This is a genomic window from Desulforamulus reducens MI-1 (assembly GCF_000016165.1).
GTDB lineage: Bacteria > Bacillota > Desulfotomaculia > Desulfotomaculales > Desulfotomaculaceae > Desulfotomaculum > Desulfotomaculum reducens.
Genome location: NC_009253.1, coordinates 1,643,835 through 1,664,375, shown reverse-complemented (window position 1 = coordinate 1,664,375; position 20,541 = coordinate 1,643,835). Strand labels below are relative to the sequence as shown.

Here is a 20,541-nt window from a genome sequence, read left to right as displayed (position 1 = left end):
GGCCCACTCCTCTAAAAAGTCAAATACGCAGATAACCGAGAGAAAATATCGAAGAACAGCAGTCCTCCCACAATCATCAATACAATACCACTAACCAATGAAATATATGGCAAATATTTGCTAATCCGAGGCAAGTATTTCACTGTCCAACTAAGACTAATGGCTGCCAGCATAAAGGGAATAGCCAGTCCTAAGGAATAAACCCCTAGTAAAAGCACTCCCTTTGAAACTGTGCCGGACATGCCGGCATAAACTAGGATAGACCCTAAAACTGGTCCTACACAGGGTGTCCACCCTGCTGCAAAGGTAACCCCTAAAAGCAGGGCACCAAGGGGTCCTGTCACTGGAGAATTGTTATGAAACTTATAGGTTCGATAAAGGGTACTCCATTTCAAAATCCCTGTCATATGGAGTCCCATTAAAAAGATAAAAATGCCGCCAATTTTAGTAAGCACCGGTTTATAGGTAAGCAACACTTTTCCAAGATAACTGCCAGTCACCCCCAGCGAGATAAAGACTAATATAAATCCTAAGTTAAACAATAGAGCCCTGCTTATCAATTGCCTTCTATTGATCTCCGTTGAATCTGCGGTTACGGATACCCCTGCCAAATAAGAAAGGTATCCTGGCACCAGGGGCAAAATACAAGGTGATAAAAAAGAGACAATACCTGCACCAAAGGCCAGATATAACGGAATTGAAGACACTATAACCACCACTTTTTAATTTTTTAATGATGATACCATCTATTATATATCCAGTTCAGCAACGGATATGACAGTGTACACTATATATATATTAACTGCAGCCCGTTATTTTAAATGTACAACCCGCTCGGCTAAAGCTTCTGAATCTTCCCGATCATGGGTTACAAGAATTGAAGTAATGCCTGATTTTTTGATTATATTTTTTAATTCCCCTCGAATGGTGTATTTTAATCCTGCATCTAGATTACTAAAGGGTTCATCCATTAGTAAAACAGAAGGTTTAGGTGCCAGGGCTCTGGCTAATGCTACCCTTTGCTGTTGTCCACCACTTAATTCATAGGGGTAACGACTTTGCAAATCTTTCAGATTTACCAGTTCTAACACTTCTTTCAATCGCTTAGCTTGTTCTTCTCTAGCCAATTTGCCCAAGCCATATTTAATATTTTGTTCTACGGTCATATGAGGGAATAATGCATAATCTTGAAACACCATCCCGACGCCACGATCCTCTGGTTCAACATAGGTTGTACTATCGACCATTACCCGATTATTAATAACAATGGTGCCAGCACAGGGTCTTTCCAATCCCGCAAGCAGCCTGAGGATTGTACTTTTGCCACTGCCACTCTGACCTAAAATAGAAATAATTTCTCCTTGAGTTATTTGCAAGTTAAATCTTTGGATAATTTCCTCTGTAGAATTTTTATATTTAAAACTTAAGTCCTTAATCGTAACGTACATCAGTTTTCCCCCTTTTTTCTCTATGATGGATGAAGTAAATAGAAATAAGGCTGATTATAATAATCACCATAGAAGGTACCGCTGCTTCATGTATCATCTCATCACTGGCGTATTGAAAAACCTTGGTTGCCAGGGTATCAAAATTAAAGGGTCGTAACAGCAAAGTCAAAGGTAATTCTTTTATAACCTCCACAAAAACTAATACAAAACCACTAAAGAAGGCTGGTTTGATCATGGGTAGGTCTACTTTAAAAAAAGTCTCTGTTTTGGTTGCTCCTAAAGTTCTAGACGCTTCATAAAATTTATTGCCAACCTTTTCAAAACCCGATTGAAGGGTATTAAAACCCATGGCTAAAAACCGAATGACATAGGCAAAGAACAGGATAACAATACTTGTACTGAGAACCAATTTGGCTGAGTCTGGATGGATTATTTTATAAAACCAATAAAAATGTTGATCTAAAAAAATAAACCAAGCCAATACACCTATGGCAATAACTGCACCAGGAATAGAATAGCCCGCCACTATTATTTTTGAATAGATTTTTGCTGTAGTACCATCATTAATTCGGCAGTAATTGGCAATGATAGCAGCGATGCAAACTACTAGGCAAGTAGTCACCAGTGCAACCCCTAGCGAGTTTATGGTGAGCAACCAAAATGAAGCATCTAGGATGTTTTTATAGGAAAGAAAAGACCAGTAGCTAAGCTGTAATGTAGGAATTAAAAAACTAAAGGCAAAAATAACCAGACAGTAACCAGTTGCCAGTAATCCTTTTATTCCAGTAAGTGACTTTGGGGATATCGGTCTAACCTTGGCATTGGTGTAACTGTACTTTTTCCTTCCCCTTAAAGCCTTTTCCAGTAATAACATTGTAAGAACCATAAGCATTAAGGAAGCAGACAATTTAACGGCGGAATTTATATCACCCATAGCAAACCATGTCTTAAATATGGCTGTACTAAAGGTTTGAATGCCAAAGTACTGGACAACCCCATAGTCATTTAATACTTCTAATATAACTAAACTAACTGATCCAACAATGGCTGCCCTTGTACAGGGTAATACAATGGTGAAAAAGATTTCAGTTGGTTTTTTTCCTAAGAGACGGGCAGATTCAATTAGTGATGCTGACTGTTTTTCTAAAAAAGCCCTTGTAATGGTGTAGACGTAGGGAAACAAGCATATGGTAAAGATAAACGTTGCTCCCTCTATATTCATGATGTCAAAGTATTTTGGTTGCAAATGAATATTGAAATGATTTCTTAGGGAAACTTGCATAATGCCTGTGTAACTAAGTAATCCACTATAGGTGTAGGCTGCAATATTGGGAGGTATGGCCAGGGGTAAAATAAGTGCCCACTTAAAAAAATTTCGCATAGGGAAGTTAAATACACTAATTAACCAAGATAAACTGGTTCCTATCAAGGCTGTTAATATGCTTGTGAAAAATACCAAGGTTAATGAGTTGGCAATGTAGTCCTTTAATAAGTAATCTTTTATATGTTGCCAAGTTTCATTGGCTGGTACGAATAAATTAATAAAAACATAGAAACTAGGTATTACAATCAACGATATAAATAAGAAACTAAGCATAGACCAAAGATCTAGGTTATATCTTTTAAGCATCTTCATAGTTGTGCACTTCCTTTAGAAAAACTTGGCTTACTTGCCTGACTGCAACCTTTAGGTTGTGACCTTTAGTAAAGTGCAAGTAAACTTAGTTTGCCCTTACGTAGATTACAAGTTTTATCCTTTCTGATCCGCATAAAGAGGAGCAGCCCATTTAGGGCTGCTGCCTATTTCCAACCTACTTCATTAAAAATTCTAACGGCTTTTTGATTGTTTTCTCCTAACAATGAAAGATTGATATCCTGCGCTTTAAAATCTCCCCATGATTTTAATAATTCGGAAGGCTCTACATTGGGATTAACCGGGTATTCAAAATTGGCCTCGGCAAACTGCTTTTGTGCCTTCTCGCTGGACAAAAATTCCATAAGCTTGATAGCATTGTCTTTATTTTTAGCATATTTTGTTAAACCCACGCCACTTACATTGATATGGGTACCAGTGGTATTCTGGTTAGGGAAGAAAACTGCCACCTTATTAGCCACTTTTACTTCTTCTGGGTCAGAGGAATGAAGCATCTTTCCTACATAGTAGGTATTCATAATGGCAACATCCCCTTCTCCTGCCACCACCGCTTTAGCCTGGTCTCTATCATTACCCTTTGGCTCCCGGGCCATATTAGCCACTAAATCTTTAGCCCACGCCTTGGCTTGATCTTCACCATTTAGAGCAATAAAGGATGCCAATAACGACTGGTTGTAAATATTATTGGCTGATCTAACTAATACTTTTCCCTTCCATTTGGCATCTGTTAAATCTTCATAGGTAGACAACTGGGCTGGGTCAACTCTATCCTTGGCGTAAACAATGACTCTGGCTCGCTTCGTTAAGCCAAACCATTGGTTATCTTTATCTCTCAAATTTTCCGGCACATTTTTAAATAGGGTTTCACTTGAGGTAGTTTGTAATAATTCTTTCTCTTTAGCCCGGTACAATCTTCCAGCATCGGCAGTTATTAATAAATCGGCCTTTGTATCTTTCCCTTCCCTTGCTAATCTTTCTATTAATTCATCCGACTCGGCCTTAACAACATTTACCTTAATGCCGGTTTCTTTGGTAAATAAATCAAATAGTGCCTGGTCCGTGTCATAGTGTCTGTCGGTATATAGATTTATAACGCCATTTTCCTTATTATCAGTTTCCTTGCTTGCTGTGTTATTATTTGATGCTGAGCAACCGGAAAGCACTAACATTGCTGTAATAACTAGAAAAACCATTACTGCCTTAATATTTTTCATATCTTACACCTCATATAGTATGTTTGAATTCTCTGGAGCCAAAAAACGTACCAAAATTAAAGTTAATAACAGACGATTTGCTTTATGTATTAGTTAAGTTGGCACCACCTCCGCCCATTCAATAGATAATGATTTTCAATATCATTGATATTATTATATGTATTTCGAGTAAAATAGTCAACTATTTAGAAAGCATTTTCTACAGGAATGCTTACAGCAGAGATGCTTCTTTGCTTCCGTAAAAAAACGCCATTCAGCTTAGAATGGCGTTGAGGTTATTAGTCAATCTTGTGTTTGTGATGAACCAGAGCAGTTTCAACAATGGTTTTTACACAAGTATCATTTATGGAGTAAAATACCATTTTTCCTTGTTTCCTATGCTTTGCCAACCCTACATTTTTCAAATACCTCAGGTGATGAGAAGCAGCAGGTACTGTGGAGCCAATAATTGTGGCTACATCGCAAACACACAGTTCATCTTGGCATAGTGCGTAGATTATTTTCATGCGGGTATCATCAGCCAGTGCTTTGAATAATTCAGCCAGACCCGCCGTGGCCGTCACTTCCGTTCTTAGACGCTCTACTTTCTTTTCATTAAAACAGAATATTTCACAAGTATCCGGCAGCTTACTTTCAGACACAAAATCACCCCCTGATACGTATTTACATAATCTAAGGCCATTGGACATTACACACTGGTACAGGTTTGGGATGATAATTTACGGGAATCCAAGCTATCCCTTGTATAGGGGTCCTCCACCTTCATTAATCTCATCCCATTAGCAATCACCAAAAGGGCCGCTCCGGTATCGGCAAATACAGCCATCCACAGGTTGGCAAAACCCAAGAAGGTAGCAGCAATAAACACAGCTTTTATAGCCAGGGAAAACCAGATATTCTGTTTAATAATCCGCAGGGTCTGTTTACTCAGGTGCATGGCATAGGGTAGTTTACTTAAATCGTCGGCCATCAATGCAATGTCCGCAGTTTCCAAAGCAGTATCGGTGCCGGCTCCCCCCATAGCAATGCCTACAGCGGCAGTGGCCAGGGCTGGTGCATCGTTGATGCCATCACCCACCATCCCTACCTTACCATACTCCTGCTGTAATTGTTGAATGGCCTTTAATTTATTTTCAGGTAAAAGTTCTGCCCGGTAATCATCAATCCCTAATTCCTGGGCAATTATCCTGGCGGTTCCGGTGTTATCACCAGTTAGCATTACCAGTTGACTAATACCAGCCTGACGCAGCCCTGCCACGGCTGCCCGGCTGCTTTCGCGAATTTGGTCAGCCACCGCAATAAGCCCCAGGACTTCATGTCCACTGCCCAAAATCATCACTGTTTTTCCTTGATTCTGCAGCACAGTAATCTGTTCCTGCAGGGGGGCTGGGAAAAGATTTAACTCTTCAAACAAACGACTGTTACCAATGTAACAGACCATACCATCCACAATTGCCGCAGCACCTTTACCTGTAAAGGATTGAAACTCTGTTCCTATGGGTACTTTAATCTCCTTCTCCTTAGCATACCTCAAAATGGCCTCGGCCAATGGATGCTGGGAACGTTTTTCGATGGCAGCAGCAAGTTCAATCACCCTTTGGGAGCTTACTCCATCCACGGGTATTACTGCAGCCACTTCCGGCCTGCCCCGGGTGAGGGTGCCGGTTTTATCAAAGGCAATTACCTTTAAAGACCCCGCTTCCTCCAGATAAGCTCCCCCTTTAATTAATACCCCTTTTCGGGCAGCACTGCCGATGGCAGCCACAATGGATACAGGAGTGGATATAACAAGGGCGCAGGGACAAGAAATTACCAACAGTATCAGCGCCCGTTCAATCCAGAGTTGAAAGGGCTGTGCGAAGAATAACCAAGGAACCAAAGCTATTAGTACAGCGCCTATGACCACTGCAGGGGTATAGTACTTAGCGAATACATCAACAAGCTGTTGGGAGGGTGCTTTTTGAGCCTGGGCCTCTTCCACAAGGTTTATGATTTTCGCCAATGTGGTATCTTCCACCAACTTGGTAACTTTAACCTCAATGGCCCCATGTCCGTTCATCGTACCAGCGTAAACCTCATGTCCAACAGTTTTCTCAATTGGCATGGATTCTCCAGTGATGGGCGCCTGATTAACATCAGTAGTCCCTGCCACCACTTCACCATCCATAGGAATACATTCGCCGGGTTTTACAATTATGATGTCATCAATTCTAAGCTCCTCAACTGGCAACCGTAGTTCCTGGCCGTTACGAAGTACCAGAGCATCTTTAGGGGAGAGATCCATCAATGCCCGAATGGAGTTACGGGTTTTTTCCATTGTAAAGGCCTGCAGGGTATTGCCCAGAGCAAAAAGGAATACCACCGTTGCCCCTTCAGCCCATTCTCCAATGGCTACAGCGCCCACCACCGCCACAGTCATAAGGAAATTCATATCCAATGACACAGACTTAAGAGAAGTAAGACCACTTCGGGCGGTATAAAATCCACCGCTTAAGATAGCGGCAAGATAGACTCCATTTACTAGAGTTTCCGATATATTTGAAAACGAGAGGAAAAAACCCACTGCTACCATAAGACCTGAAAAACCCGTTAGAACCAGCTTAGTATCTTCAAAGACGCTTTGCTTGGGTGGTTTCCTTGCTTCGTTAGCTAAACGCCCTTGGTAGCCAGCTGTTTTAATTGCCTGCAAAATGGTCTCTGCCGGGGTCGTATGGCAAACGGTGATCTTACCTGCACCAAAATTAATCTTTGCTTCCGCCACACCAGGCAGGGCTTGAATTTTCCTCTCCAGTTTGGCAGCACAATCGGCACAATCCAGACCGCTTAAACGGAGTTCTGTTTTCTTTTGGTCTGCTTTTTCTTCAGTAATAAATGGGGAACTAGGTAAGGCAAAGTCCTTCGTCAGTGCAGATTTGTAGTTGATTTTCCCCATCGAAAAACCTCGTGTTGGGTTGATTCTTTTGCCTTCACAGCCACAGCCACATTGCTCTTTTTGTTTATCAGCATGTGTCTTTTGCACAGTAATACCTCCCTTATCCAAAGCCTAAATGCATCCTTTAAACATTCAAGCAATCATTTAAATATAATATTATTACAGTGGTTGCCCTTTGTCACTAATTATTTTTAAATTGTACTAAAATTGAGATTAGGGAAGTTTATACTAGAGGGCAGTATTATCTGTGCTGTGATACTTATCACATCCATTTTTACCCATCTATGGTACCGTAGAGTTAAGATTTTTTGGAAAGTAGGGATGATGGATAGGTTATCGTTTTTCTAGTGAGGCATTTAACAATCTTCTTACTCAACTTAAAAAGAGTTACAAGGTATATTTGCACCTGTACTTTTGGAAGCCAAAGGTCGATTTTCTGATACGGATTTAGTTGGTTAAGGAGAAATTCAAACAATCCAAGAGGTTGTCTTTGCAAAAAAGCCTTACTTCTCTCCCTCAATGAAATAAGTTTTTCTTTCATTTACTCACTCATTCTTACAATTTTAAGTACATCCAAACAAGGCCAAAAGGAATATGTTCCTAGCCAAAATTAGAGTCACTACATAAAATACCACTAAAGCAAAGATTGGGGGGGATTTTATGTTTTCTGTCTCCAAATGGTGGCATAAGCTTCTCTCAAATTTCTATTTGTCGTTATTACTTGGCTCTAGGGATAAACAATCCAGAGAGATGTTTGCTCGGAAAATGGCTTACTACTTAGGATTGGTAAAAAAAGAAGGAACCTAGTAAAGAAAACTTGGCTTACGCCATACCCTATAGGACACGAGAGCCTTTAGGCGACGGCGTAAGCCTTAGTTGTCCTTATGCAAGCCGAAAAGTTTTATGATTCTACAAGAACATCAGAGTTAATTCGTCATATCTTTTTGTTTTACCCCATCAAACATCACGGTTCTTACGTATATATTAAATAGATTAACAAGACCACTCTTCGCCTGGGTAACCACTCTTAGGAGATTACCTTTTCCCCGAGGGTATTCTATGTCCCGCGTTGTGGAACTGCCCGGGTGTAGTCTGTGGTCGAACCAGTGAGCTTCAGCACCTCTTATTTGCTAACTGTTTTTAAACTCCACCATAAAGTTTGTACCCCTTGAACTTGAGCTAACTATGATATTTGCCTTGTGTCTGGATGCTATTGAATAGCAAGTGGCCAGGCCCAAGCCAACTCCGTTATCCTTCGTCGTCACAAAGGGAGTGCCAAGCTTATCCATGATTGAGTGGGCAATCCCCTTTCCTTGATCTTGGACTGAAAGGACTACTTTTTTACCTTTTTTTTGGGTCTTTAGTATTAAGGTACCTCCTTCTGGCATGGCATCAAGACCATTTCGAACCAAATTCAAGATAAGTTGTCTTAGTTCCTTTTCATTTAGTAATATATCAGGTACCGTTTCTTTTTGAATCTTTAAATTTACATTGCAATTGTTAGCGTCAGATTGTATTAAAGGATGTAAGGCATCCAGGATATCATTCATATTTTGCATTTTAAGGTTCGCGCCTTGCCGTCTAGCCAAGGATAAGTATTCTGTAATAATGGAATTAGCCCTATCCAATTCCTCTATCATGAGATTAAAATAATCGGTGTACTTAACACATTCATCTTTATTTTTCAGCAGTTGTAAAAATCCCCTTACACTGGTCATGGGATTACGAATTTCATGCCCGATTCCCGCAGCCATTTGACCCACTATATTTAATCGATCCAGCCTTGCCAGTTCCCGCTCCATCTGTCTTCTTTCAGTGAGATCATTAAAATTAACTAACATACAAGCTTCATCATTCAATTCTATAATATCGGTAGAAAGTAAACCATAGCGAAGGACTCTATTTTTTGAGCATATACGAAGCTCATAATTTTTAATGGGTTTTTTGTTTTGCATGGCTTCTCTGATTTCGCTTAAAAAGACTTGGTCAAAGGAAAGCATTAAACTAAGTTCAAGTATTTTACAGCCTATTATTTCTTTTTTTGTGTACTCAGTGTGTGTTAGAAAAGCCTCATTTGCATCAAGGGTTGTTCCTGATTCCAAAGAAATTATGGCCATCGGGTTGGAACTTGCATTAAAGGCCTTTGAGAACCTCTCATTGGACAAGCGAAGTCTGTCTTCTCCTTTTTTTCTTCCTGTAATATCCATAATCGTCCCCACATACCATAATTTACCATCATGACTCACGTAGGGGTTAGCCAGTGCGATGCTCCAAACAACATTGCCATCTGGCCGCACAATCCTTACCTCTTTACGAAAGGGAATTTTTTTCTTAACACATTTAACCCACTTAATAATTACGCTTTTTTTATCCTCCGGATGCAAGGAACGAGTCCACAGATAATCAATCATATTCTCTTTTGGTATACCTACTATCCTACTTGTCTCTTCATTGGTGTAAACACAATATCCTTCCGGGCTTGTCTGATAAACACCCACCGGAAGTGACTTGATAATGGCTTCATAACGATTCTTATTTTCTTTTAATGCTACGGTGCGTTCTTTAAATAAGGATTCCAACTGTTCTTGATATTTATTCAACTCACTTTTTAGGATTTTATTATCGCTAATATTTAAAGCAATTTCCAATCTTACCAGGCGTCCATCAAACCAAGGCACAGCATAGTCTACACATTTCATCCATTTATTAGTTATTTGATTTAAAAATTCCCAAACGTAAACTTGCGGTTCCCCATCCTGCACCAATTTATTATTAGTACAAAATTCGCAGGGGTGGTCTTTTCCTTGAAGTACAGAATAGCACTTTTTACCTAACAAATTTTCTCCCTGACCAAAAATTTGTCTGCCAAAGTTATTTATAAATAAAATATCGTAGGTTTCCAAATCACTTACATAAACCACTGCTTCAAGTTTATCCAAGAGTAAACTTAGGTTCGATAAGATTCTGCTGCAGTACCCCAATGTCATTGCATTCCATTTCTTATTTAATTCATTTATTTCTTGTGTTAGTTGCTTGTTTTTAGCAATTTGTTGCTTCGTTCTGGACAGATATTTTAATGCTTTTTTTTGCAAGATAAATCATGGCCCTTGGGCATCAGGATACCCCCATTATCTAAAATACAATAATTTTCAACATTTAGTATAGAAAATACCTTTAGATAATTTGTCTAAATTTAACATTGTTTGTTTATATGTATCTTTCTTTTTTACTTAAGTTTCTTTAATGGTTGTCTATGGTAATAAAACTGTTGTAGAATTAACTATCTGTATTGTGGCGTTCACAGCCCAATAAACTAAAATGTATTACAACCAATGGAGATGTCTGAAATGGGTCGTTATATTCATCTTTTGTTACTTACGGTATCCTTTTTCTGGGGAACCTCCTTTGCAGCAGCCAAAATAGGCTTGCAGGAACTGCACCCACTGAACCTTGTAATCTTGCGTTTCACCATTGCTTCTGTTATTTTCTACGTACTTTTACAAATACGCAAGGAACGGGCAATAGAAGTGAAAGACATACCCACCTTTATCATTCTAGGTTTTATGGGGATAACATCATACTTTTATATCCAATTCACTGGGTTACAATATACAAATACAATCCATTCGGCTTTAATTATTGCCACCAGTCCAATCATGGTGGCAATAATTGGTGCAGCACTGAAAATCGAAAAAATAAGCAGGGCAATGTCCTGTGGCATAGCACTGTCCTTTATTGGTGTATCCTTAGTCATTTCCGAGGGAAATTGGGCAGGCATATTTCAGTCCACAACCATAAAAGGGGATTTAATGTTATTATCCAATGCAATTGTTTGGGCTGGGTTTACTCTGTACGGAAAAAAGATTTTACTTAAATACAGCCCCTTCGTGGCCATGGCCTATATTCATATCTTCGGGACACTCCTTCTGCTACCCTTGCTGGCAGTTCCCGATCTATTAGGGACCCATTCGTTAATGAAACAGCTTGCAGAATTATCCTGGCCAACCGTGTCAGCCGCTCTATACCTTGCACTATTTTGCTCGGTTTATGCATACTTTGTATGGTATGCAGGTGTTGAGAAAATTGGTGCCATTCGCACATCTGTTTTTGCATATTTTAATCCTCTCTTTGCCACTTTGACAGGTGTGCTGTTATTGAACGAAAAGATATCTTTTATCACAATCTTTGGCGGATGTATGGTTATGGCAGGTGTTTATATAACCAATGAGTTTAAACCAAAGACCGCTGCAAGGGATAATAAAAAAGGACTTAATATATCGGATTAAGTCCCTTAATTTTCCTATTACATTATTAATCAACATATACATACCAGGCCTGTTTTCTGGTGTATAAAAAGCATTAGATCAAAATTGCTTGACAACAACATCCCACAAATTTTCAGGCTAACGACCGTCCCCTTGTTTCTTGACCTAGAAACAAGACTGCCAGTGCCGTTACGGCAAAAACTACCGTCAGCATCAGAAATACAGTGGTGTAACCGCTTTCCTTTCCCTGGGCCTGATAAACAACCCCTACCAAATATGGTGCTGCTATGGCGCCTAACCTACCAACAGCAGCTGCCCAGCCCACACCAGTTCCCCTGGATATGGTTGGATAATTCTCTGGTGTATAAGCGTAGACCGCCCCCCAAGCCCCAAGACTGAAAAAGTACAAGAAACTTCCCGCAACCATAATCTCTCTTACCGTATCACTTTGACCAAAAAAGTAAGCAGAGATAGCGGTGCCTGCTAGAAAAATAGTAAGAACGACCTTGCGCCCAACCACTTCAATAAGATAAGCAGCCGTAAAGTAACCGGGGATTTGGGCCAAAGTCATGAGTAGTACATACTGTAAACTCTTAATAATGATAAATCCTTTACCCACCAGTAAGGTAGGAATCCACATCACAAATCCATAATAGCCAAAGTTTATACCCAGCCATAATATCCAGAGAGTTAATGTACGACGCCGGAGTTGAACTGACCAGAGGTCACTAAAGGTACCCCCGTTCTCCTTTGCTTGAGTCTTGGTCTTATTCTCCTTACTAATCTCCATACCCGCTTGTTGTTCCATAAGGGATACAATGGCATCTGCCTCTTCGTAGCGGCCCTTTTGTATTAAAAAACGGGGTGATTCAGGAATGGCCTGTCTTAAAAAGACCGCTGCCAGTGCTGGTACTGCACCGATGAAAAAAGCTACCCGCCAACCATACTCTGGAATCAGCAGATAGGCTATTAAGGCCGCAACTATCCACCCCCAGGCCCAGAAACTCTCCAATAAAACCACAAAGCGCCCCCGAACCAAAAGGGGCGAGATTTCACTGACCAGCGTTGACGCCACAGGGAGTTCACCACCTAGGCCCAACCCAACCAAAAATCTGGCCAACAGCATGGTGGTAAGACCTGTGGCCAACCCTGCAAAACCAGTGGCCAGCCCAAACAGAACTAAAGTAAATAAGATAACTTTTTTTCGCCCATATCTATCTGCAAATGATCCACTGAGGGCAGCCCCCAAGGCCATACCCACCATGCCTACACTACCGATCAAGCCCAGTTGGGCTGGTGATAACCCCCAGTCCCTTTGTAGCGCTGGCATAACAAAGGATATTAACCCCACATCCATGGAATCAAAAAGCCAGCCAACACCAGTCGCAATTAAAATGGACCAATGCATAGGAACCAGTGGCAGCCTATCTAATCGTTGTGCAATATTCAAAATCCCTTCTGCCTCCGTTCATTCATTCTTGGTATTGCTAAATGCAAGACTTTACCAACTATTGTAGCATTATTTGCTTAAATTTTCACGCAATTTTTTATCGAATTTACTAGAGTAATTTTGCTCATTGGCGTTATATACCATAACCACATCAAACTCTAACCCCTTTGCCATATATGCAGGGATAATTATAGCCCCTTTTGCCATTTTACCTTCACAAGAACGGAGCAATTGAACTTCAACCCGATTCTTTAATCTCGAATAAACTTTTTCTGCTTGTTTTTGGGTGTTTTTATAGCTCAAAGTTTCATCAATAACCCCAGAAAGGTGTTGATTTATTTCGGTTACTTTATCAAAGTCATAGGCAGAATGAGCAGTATTCTCATACATATCTTTTTTTAACGCTATTAATTGGAGCTTTTTATTAGCCATCTTACCACTTTCCATGCTAAGCTCCTTCTCAATGTAGGCCAATACGTTTTCGAGGTACACTGAAACACATAAACAGTCCCCTTATCGCATGTTTCTATTGGAGGAATTTATTACGTTCTTTACAGGATTTGCAGCTATTAATTGATGGATTGCCTTTAAAGCATCCCGCACCACAGGGTTCTGCATGAATTAAAACACGAATATTGGTTAGTCTCAGGTTTATATCCTTTTCTATTTGATCACACAAGTTGTGAGCCTCCACCAGAGTGCGGCATTTAGGAATTAATAAGTGCATATCAACGTACCGTTCACTGCCCGATTTCCTTGTGCGTAATTCGTGGTAATTGATGATTTGATCGGAATAGGCTTTGAGGGTCTCATGGATGATCCTTATCTCTTCTTCTGGCAGTCTGGCATCTAAAATACTACTCATGGATTCATAGATTAGGTTGTAAGCAGCCTTTAAAATGAGCAGCGCAACCACAATGGCAATAATGGGATCGATAATTGTTAAGCCAGTAAAATAGATAGCAACAATACCAAGAAATACCCCAAGAGAAGTATAAACATCCGTAAGTAAATGCCAGGCATCCCCCGCCAAGGCCGGCGAATCAGTCTCCTTGGCAACCTTCATAAGTTTTCTTGATACCAGATAGTTTACAAGGGCTGAGACTGCCATCACAGCAGCACCTATACCCAGATTTTCAATTTCCACCTGACCGGAGAACTTAGGAACAGCCTTGCAAACAATCAATACCGCTGCACCAACAATTAACATGGCCTCAATGATACTAGCCACATTTTCATATTTCCCATGACCAAAATTATGACATTCATCGGCAGGTTTAGCGGATATTTTAACAGCTGAAAAAGCAATTATGGCCGCTAATAAATCAAGTGCCGAGTGAATAGCTTCAGAAATAACACTTACTGAGTTCATGGAAAACCCAACGGCTAACTTTCCAATGGTTAGAAATGTATTAGAGATTATCGATAATTTTGCCACCTTTACCTTAGGATTCAAACCATTCACCCCTCTTCACTCTAAATGTGAGTTATAACCATTCTCATTTTCCTAAACAGTACAAATGCCCGGGATTCATTCTAATAATGAAAGCCGGGCAAAGTCATTTGTCTTATAATATATATATTATCATGGTCTAAAACATTTCCTTGTAAAAGAAGATATTTAAATTAAATAGAACTATTATAATGTAAATTTCAGTAATGATTTACTCATAAATAGTAACAATATTCACCGCTTCATTTTCTGGTAAAAATGTACCAAAATGGTAATATACCTCCTATTTCTCATAGGACCTAGCAAACTATTGTTGCTGGATTCCTTTTCGTTATTAGACTTCAAGAACAAATCAGCTAGAAAATACCTCTAGAGTATCATCTCCCCTCTGTGCCCAGAATTTAAACAAGGAATTATTCCTCTGCTAACGAATAATACCCCTGAGAGGAGGTCTTATTCAATGTCCGAAACTTTTAGGTTTGCCAACACAGAGGATATTAACGATATTTTAGCTATAGAAGAATTATCCTTTGCAGATGGTGTTAAGGAATCCCGCGTGGTCTACTTGGATCGGATTAGTACCTTTCCAGAAGGTTTTCTTTTGTTGGAAATGACTGAAAGCACAAAGCCCGTAGGGTACATTTGCTCTGAGCTGTGGACCTTTGCAGAAAATCTTAAACCAAAAAAACTTGAGCTGGGACATTCTATTAAAGATGCCCATATCCCTCAAGGCAACGAACTCTATATTTCTTCAATGGGGTTATTACCAGAATTCAGAGGCGCCGGCTTAGGGAAAAAGATGCTGCAGGAATTAATGGAAAGAACTATTAAGAGCCATCCTAAAGTAATCAGTGTTGTCTTAATTGTCTCTGAAAAATGGCAAGCAGCTCAAAATACATATAAAAAATTAGGCTTTCAAGAGGTATTTACTATTTCCTCCTTCTTTAAACCCATCGGGTTTGCAACTGAAAAGGGTATTGTCATGAGAAAAAAAATAACCCAATAATAAAACAAGTTTAATAGCACTTATATCAAATGGCAAAATAAGTTTGGTTATTCTGGATAAAATAGGTGGTAGAGAATAAAAAAGTTCAATTAGGAATCCAAAAATGGTTTCAGTGTTTACTTATAAAGGATTATTATATATAATTAGATGTAATATTATACCAATGAAAATATGATTCTAATCGGTGACTATCCGTAGGCGATAGTCACCATTGTTTTAAACAAGCTATTTAGATATAGAAAGGAAGATAAACATGGAAAGAAAAATATATATCACCAGTGCTGATAAGGAACGACTTGAGAAACTTATTATTAAAGAAAAAGAATTTAACCCAGCCAGTAAGGAATATCTAAAAAGTCTGGAAGAAGAACTTAAACTGGCACAAGTGGTTCCTTCCAAAGAAATCCCACAGGATGTTATTACCATGAATTCTAAAGTGCTACTAAAGGATCTGGACGCTGATGAAGAATTAACCTATTCACTGGTTTATCCTGCGGATGCTGACCTCTTAGAGGATAAAATTTCCATACTAGCTCCGGTAGGAACAGCTATCCTGGGATACCGGGTTGGTGATGTAGTTAACTGGAAGGTGCCGGACGGTGTTGTGCAGTTAAAAGTCGAAAATATTCTTTACCAACCAGAAGCTACGGGAGATTATGATTTATAAACAATAAAGGACTCCATAGAAAAACTTAGCTGACAGTCATACCCTGTAGGCATTTGCCTATTAGGCAGGGCTTCAGCCTTAAAAGTTTAAAGGGTAGACAGCAAAAAGCTGTCTACCCTTTAGCTTCGGCTCGCCGTCTTTGTTTTTTATCTTTAATAGATGGCCAGCCAAATACCCCGGCTAACTTGCTATATATCCATTTGGATTCTTTCGTTAATAGAGGTCCTAAAATAGCCAATAGCAACACATAAAGTGCTGCAAAGGGTTGTAAAATTGAAAGTAATCCCCCAGCTTTTGCTAGGTTAGCCAGAATAATGGAAAACTCACCCCGTGAAGTAATGGTTAATCCTATATTGGTAGCGCCTTGGTATGAATAGCCTGCCTTACGCCCGGCTATTAATCCTGCAACAAAATTGCCAATTATAGTTACGATAACAGCGATTAGAGCGGGCCAGATGGCTCCACCCAGTGAAAATGGATCTATACTCAATCCAAAGCTGAAGAAAAAGAGGGCCCCAAAAAAATCTCTAAATGGTACCACAATATGCTCAATGCGTTCTAAGTGATCCGTCTCTGCCAACACCAATCCCACTAGTAAAGCTCCAATAGCTTCGGCCACATGAATGGTTTCCGATAAGCCAGCCACTAAAGTGAGAATACCAAAAACAATCAGCATAAAAATCTCGTCAGAAGGTACATTCAGTAGCTTGTTAATGCGGGGTGCCAGCTTACGCCCTACCAAAATAAAACTAAGCATAAAGCCTAAAGCAATCACAGAAGTTTTTAAAACAGTCGTCGAGGAGGTGGCACCTGTGAGTACCAGACCGGAGACGATGGACAGATATACCGCGACGAAAACATCCTGGTACAGCATTAAACCTAAAATCATTTCTGTTTCTGCCCTAACTGTTCTTTTTAAGTCAACTAAAACTTTGGCCACAATGGCACTGGAAGAGATGGAAATAATACCAGCCACCACTAAGATTTCTCTCAAGGGCCAGCCCCATAGGTAAGGCAGGGCCATGCCTAGGGAAAAGTTAATCAGCATATAGGTGGTTCCGCCCAAAAAAATGGATTTACCTGCCTTTAACAAGCGCCCCACAGAAAATTCAAGCCCCAAGTAAAATAACAAAAAAAGGACACCTAATCGTCCCATAAACTGAATAAGCGGTGTGCTTTCAATAAAACGAAAATCAAATACACCGATAACCGGGGCCTGGGGACCAACTGCCATGCCGGCCAGAATAAGGAAAGGCACAATGGAGAAACGAAAACGAGCAGCCAAGAGACCGGCAGCACCTACAATGCACAAAGCAAGGCCAATTTCTAGCATGACATAAGTTTCCATGGCTATAGGCTCCCATTTAAGAGTAGTTCTTTACAGGCCTTCACTTGTTTTCTTTCACCGATGACCACTAGCGTAGCCCCTTCCGCAATTACTTGATTGGGACCTGGATTAATTATTTTCTCATCCTTTTTAATAATTGCAATAATCATGGCCCCGGTTTTTTTGCGTATTTGCAGTTCTACGATGGTTTTACCAATGGCTTTCGCGCCACTCTCTACCTTATACCATTCAAATACCATATTATCAAAGGCCACTTCCACGGATTCCAATGCCTTAGGCAGATAGGCCATACCACCAATAATACCACTTACGCGGCGGGCCTCATTATCATCCAGTGTCACCATTGAGATGCTTTCTTCTGGATCATCATAATCAAAATGATGAATTTCTCGTCGGCCATCATCATGAATAACGATTACCAACTTGTCACCACTACGGGTATTTACTTGGAATTTTCTACCGATTCCCGGCAAATCAGTTTCTTTAATCAGAGACATGCCTGCACCCCTTATTATTTTATTTTTATATATTCTATCATTATCTTCCATGTTAAAACAGCAAAAGTAAGACTAAGAAAGACTTGGTTTCCTTATACCCTTTAGGGATACAAGTCTTTGTCATTACTATTCATGAATATTTCCCAGGGTTCTTGGCTGTTAGTTTAATCATGTATCCTCGTGGAGGTATCTTTGATCATTTTGTTACGACTTTATAAGTTGGTTCTTGATTCTTCGGTGACTAATGGCAGGCGATACAGGGGCAAGATGAACAACAGTCCTAGGATAAAAAGAATACCCGCCACTTCATACATTGCAACCAAGGATATCACAGTTTCGTAATAGGTTCGACATGGAGACAGAAGACAATGTCGTTTCCTACCTTTCATTAATACTCTGTGTGTTTAGCAAGGTAGAAATATCCACAAAACGATAAGACTTTGCACTAAAAGAAGTGCTTAGTTTGTTGTTGCCAAATTTAGCCCTAATACGGTTTAGTGAATTATTGAATTGTTGTATCGCAAGACGGCAATACAAATTTTTTTATAAATACTAAGGGATATGGTTACTAAATGGGTTACTCACGGATTCAGGGTGAAAATAGAATTAGGCTTTCTCCTTGACAGAAATATTGTTGTAGTGTACTATTTTACTATAACACCAGTACATTAATACAGTATGGGAGGAATAGTAAATGAACGCCTGGTGGCACTTAGTAAAAAAAGAATATCGCATGACAAGGACATTATCGGCTGTCTTGTTAGGAATCTTAATTATTGCCGGTTTGTGGGTGATGTATTCCAACCAAGATCATCTGGGGATTGTTTTGGCCCCGGCATCTCTCCTTATTATCTGCGCCCTGTTTTACCCAGCTTTCTATATGTTAACAAACGTTTCCAGCGAGTTAAAACAAACTCCACATCTCTGGCTCCATTGTCCCCAACCGGCCTGGATGCTGCTGACAGCCAAGTTAGTAATGGCAGTGGTTGTTATGCTGGCCATCCTACTGGTGGATGCTGTCTTTATTTACTTAACATTGTTCAGTCTGCCGTCGGAGCAGATCGGTACAGATATTGGTTCCTTGGCGCTGTTTGTTACGGAATTGGGTACTTATGTGGCCCTGGCTATCATTGGAGCCAGTATCTACATGGCAGCTTGGACTTCTCTAATGGCCGTGGCAACAGCCAGCACTCGCAATATTTTGGGCCGTTTCAATTGGTTAGCAGGCCTGGCCACCCTTATAGCAGCCACCTGGGGCCTGGGCAAAATCCAACAAACCTGGCTTTTTCAAAAACTGACCCATTGGGGTGCCTTTAATATTCACCTCTTATCCGTGAAAAGGTTGTTCCCCCAGGCCAATGGCAACCCTTTGGAAGGTCTTCAACTTTATGCCGGTCAGATTTTTATGGTCTTTATCGTAACAGTTGCCGTGCTGGCCCTTTCTTCCTGGCTCATAGATAACAAAGTTGAGGTATAAAAAATGACCAACTTTAACAACACCCAACCCATTTATTTGCAAATTATCCAGCGTCTCTGTCGACAGATTATCCGTGGGGAACTTAATGCCGGTGACAAATTACCTTCGGTGAGGGAATTAGCTATTCAACTGGGGGTTAATCCCAACACCACCCAGCGGGTCTATGCTGAGATGGAGCGAATTGAGGTTGCGGAAACCCGTCGTGGTTTAGGAACCTTTATCACAGAAAATGAAAGCAGGCTAATACAACTACGGGAAGAACTTATGAGCGAACAAATTATCAGCTTCATTAATGATATGAAAGAGATGGGGTTCACAGCTGCAGAAATTGTCGAAGGTGTAAGAAAGGTCCTGGAAAAAGAGTAAATGAGGTGTAATGGATGTCTGAACAAATTGTTGAATTTAAGAATGTTACAAAAAAATACCCCCGACAGGTAGCTTTAGATAATGTTAGCTTTGCCCTGCCCAAGGGTAAGATTATCGGCCTTGTGGGGCCGAATGGCAGTGGTAAATCGACTATTTTAAAGTTAACCGCCGGATTGGTACACCCTAACGGTGGTTGTATTACAGTCAATGGCCAAGAAGCCCATCGCATGATTGCTTCTCAAGTGGCTTATCTCTCTGAACTGGATACGCTGTATCCCTTCTATACAGTAGCTGAAACCATAAAATTTAATGCAGGCCTATTTGCTGACTTTGATCAGAAAAAGGCCGGAGAAATGTTAGCTTATATGCAATTGGACCCGGATAAGAAGGTAAAGAGTCTGTCCAAGGGCAATCGGGGAAGGCTTAAGATAATATTGGCCCTGGCCAGAAGAGTTCCCTTAATTCTTATGGATGAGCCATTATCGGGCTTGGACCCAATGGTCAGGGATTCTATTATTCGTTCCCTCATCTCATATATTGATCTCTCGGAACAAACCCTGATCATGACCACCCACGAAGTGGCTGAAGTAGAACCTATTTTAGATACGGTAGTGGCCATCCAAAATGGCCAAGTGCGGGGAATGGTGCAAGTGGACGACATCCGCAGTAACGAAGGCAAAGGTCTGGTGGAGTGGATGAAAGAAATTTTACCAAGTTAGCCTTAAAAATTTGGCATCCAAGTAATTCGTTTTAAAAAATCAACC

General features: G+C 40.3%; 18 protein-coding genes. 6 read left to right on the top strand and 12 right to left on the bottom strand.

What is annotated here, in order from left to right; translation table 11 throughout:
• Window positions 1-11: 11 nt before the first annotated feature.
• The 7 genes from DRED_RS08260 to DRED_RS17905 form a co-directional block, all read right to left on the bottom strand.
• A complete protein-coding gene (locus tag DRED_RS08260) occupies window positions 12-707 on the bottom strand; it encodes a cytochrome c biogenesis CcdA family protein (RefSeq protein ID WP_011877877.1) in 696 nt (231 codons plus the stop codon).
• Between the two features lie 105 nt (window positions 708-812).
• Window positions 813-1,448: an ABC transporter ATP-binding protein gene (locus DRED_RS08255; RefSeq protein WP_011877876.1), complete on the bottom strand. Its 636-nt coding sequence runs from the start codon at window positions 1,446-1,448 to the stop codon at window positions 813-815.
• Window positions 1,432-3,084, bottom strand: a complete 1,653-nt coding sequence (locus tag DRED_RS08250; RefSeq protein WP_011877875.1) for an ABC transporter permease — start codon at window positions 3,082-3,084, stop codon at window positions 1,432-1,434. Before DRED_RS08250 ends, DRED_RS08255 begins: the two co-directional genes overlap by 17 nt.
• 164 nt (window positions 3,085-3,248) lie before the next feature.
• Window positions 3,249-4,316 carry a Fe(3+) ABC transporter substrate-binding protein gene (locus DRED_RS08245; protein ID WP_011877874.1) on the bottom strand — a complete coding sequence of 356 codons (1,068 nt, stop codon included), beginning with the start codon at window positions 4,314-4,316 and terminating at the stop codon, window positions 3,249-3,251.
• Between the two features lie 278 nt (window positions 4,317-4,594).
• Window positions 4,595-4,957 carry an ArsR/SmtB family transcription factor gene (locus DRED_RS08240; RefSeq protein ID WP_011877873.1) on the bottom strand — a complete coding sequence of 121 codons (363 nt, stop codon included), beginning with the start codon at window positions 4,955-4,957 and terminating at the stop codon, window positions 4,595-4,597.
• 47 nt (window positions 4,958-5,004) lie between these two features.
• Complete coding sequence (locus DRED_RS08235; RefSeq protein ID WP_238442616.1) at window positions 5,005-7,185, bottom strand: heavy metal translocating P-type ATPase; 2,181 nt, start codon at window positions 7,183-7,185, stop codon at window positions 5,005-5,007.
• Window positions 7,186-8,378: 1,193 nt separating this feature from the next.
• Complete coding sequence (locus DRED_RS17905; protein WP_011877871.1) at window positions 8,379-10,340, bottom strand: PAS domain-containing sensor histidine kinase; 1,962 nt, start codon at window positions 10,338-10,340, stop codon at window positions 8,379-8,381.
• 255 nt (window positions 10,341-10,595) lie between these two features.
• Here DRED_RS17905 and DRED_RS08220 point away from each other — a divergent pair, with 255 nt between their 5' ends.
• Complete coding sequence (locus DRED_RS08220) at window positions 10,596-11,534, top strand: DMT family transporter (protein WP_011877870.1); 939 nt, start codon at window positions 10,596-10,598, stop codon at window positions 11,532-11,534.
• 112 nt (window positions 11,535-11,646) lie between these two features.
• Here DRED_RS08220 and DRED_RS08215 read toward each other — a convergent pair whose 3' ends face one another.
• The 3 genes from DRED_RS08215 to DRED_RS08205 form a co-directional block, all read right to left on the bottom strand.
• Window positions 11,647-12,963, bottom strand: a complete 1,317-nt coding sequence (locus DRED_RS08215) for an MFS transporter (RefSeq protein WP_011877869.1) — start codon at window positions 12,961-12,963, stop codon at window positions 11,647-11,649.
• Window positions 12,964-13,032: 69 nt separating this feature from the next.
• Complete coding sequence (locus DRED_RS08210; protein ID WP_011877868.1) at window positions 13,033-13,410, bottom strand: hypothetical protein; 378 nt, start codon at window positions 13,408-13,410, stop codon at window positions 13,033-13,035.
• A gap of 79 nt (window positions 13,411-13,489) precedes the next feature.
• Entirely contained in the window at window positions 13,490-14,428 is a 939-nt protein-coding gene (locus DRED_RS08205; RefSeq protein WP_420794773.1) for a cation diffusion facilitator family transporter, read from the bottom strand.
• A 448-nt stretch (window positions 14,429-14,876) separates the two neighbouring features.
• Between DRED_RS08205 and DRED_RS08200 the strand changes: the two genes are divergently transcribed.
• Together DRED_RS08200 and rnk are read left to right on the top strand one after the other, a co-directional pair.
• The gene (locus DRED_RS08200) at window positions 14,877-15,422 is read left to right on the top strand and encodes a GNAT family N-acetyltransferase (protein WP_011877866.1); all 546 of its coding nucleotides are present in this window, start codon (window positions 14,877-14,879) and stop codon (window positions 15,420-15,422) included.
• A 253-nt stretch (window positions 15,423-15,675) separates the two neighbouring features.
• Window positions 15,676-16,089, top strand: coding sequence for a nucleoside diphosphate kinase regulator (gene rnk / locus DRED_RS08195; protein ID WP_011877865.1), 414 nt, complete (start codon window positions 15,676-15,678; stop codon window positions 16,087-16,089).
• 112 nt (window positions 16,090-16,201) lie between these two features.
• Here rnk and DRED_RS08190 read toward each other — a convergent pair whose 3' ends face one another.
• Both DRED_RS08190 and DRED_RS08185 read right to left on the bottom strand, forming a co-directional pair.
• Complete coding sequence (locus DRED_RS08190) at window positions 16,202-17,437, bottom strand: cation:proton antiporter (protein WP_011877864.1); 1,236 nt, start codon at window positions 17,435-17,437, stop codon at window positions 16,202-16,204.
• Window positions 17,438-17,439: 2 nt separating this feature from the next.
• On the bottom strand, window positions 17,440-17,934 hold the full coding sequence (locus tag DRED_RS08185) for a cation:proton antiporter regulatory subunit (RefSeq protein ID WP_011877863.1): 495 nt from the start codon (window positions 17,932-17,934) through the stop codon (window positions 17,440-17,442).
• A gap of 694 nt (window positions 17,935-18,628) precedes the next feature.
• Here DRED_RS08185 and DRED_RS08180 point away from each other — a divergent pair.
• The 3 genes from DRED_RS08180 to DRED_RS08170 are packed head-to-tail and all read left to right on the top strand — an operon-like array spanning window position 18,629 to window position 20,496.
• The gene (locus DRED_RS08180) at window positions 18,629-19,411 is read left to right on the top strand and encodes a hypothetical protein (protein WP_011877862.1); all 783 of its coding nucleotides are present in this window, start codon (window positions 18,629-18,631) and stop codon (window positions 19,409-19,411) included.
• Between the two features lie 3 nt (window positions 19,412-19,414).
• Complete coding sequence (locus DRED_RS08175) at window positions 19,415-19,777, top strand: GntR family transcriptional regulator (protein WP_011877861.1); 363 nt, start codon at window positions 19,415-19,417, stop codon at window positions 19,775-19,777.
• A gap of 14 nt (window positions 19,778-19,791) precedes the next feature.
• Window positions 19,792-20,496, top strand: a complete 705-nt coding sequence (locus DRED_RS08170; RefSeq protein WP_011877860.1) for an ABC transporter ATP-binding protein — start codon at window positions 19,792-19,794, stop codon at window positions 20,494-20,496.
• Window positions 20,497-20,541: the final 45 nt, after the last annotated feature.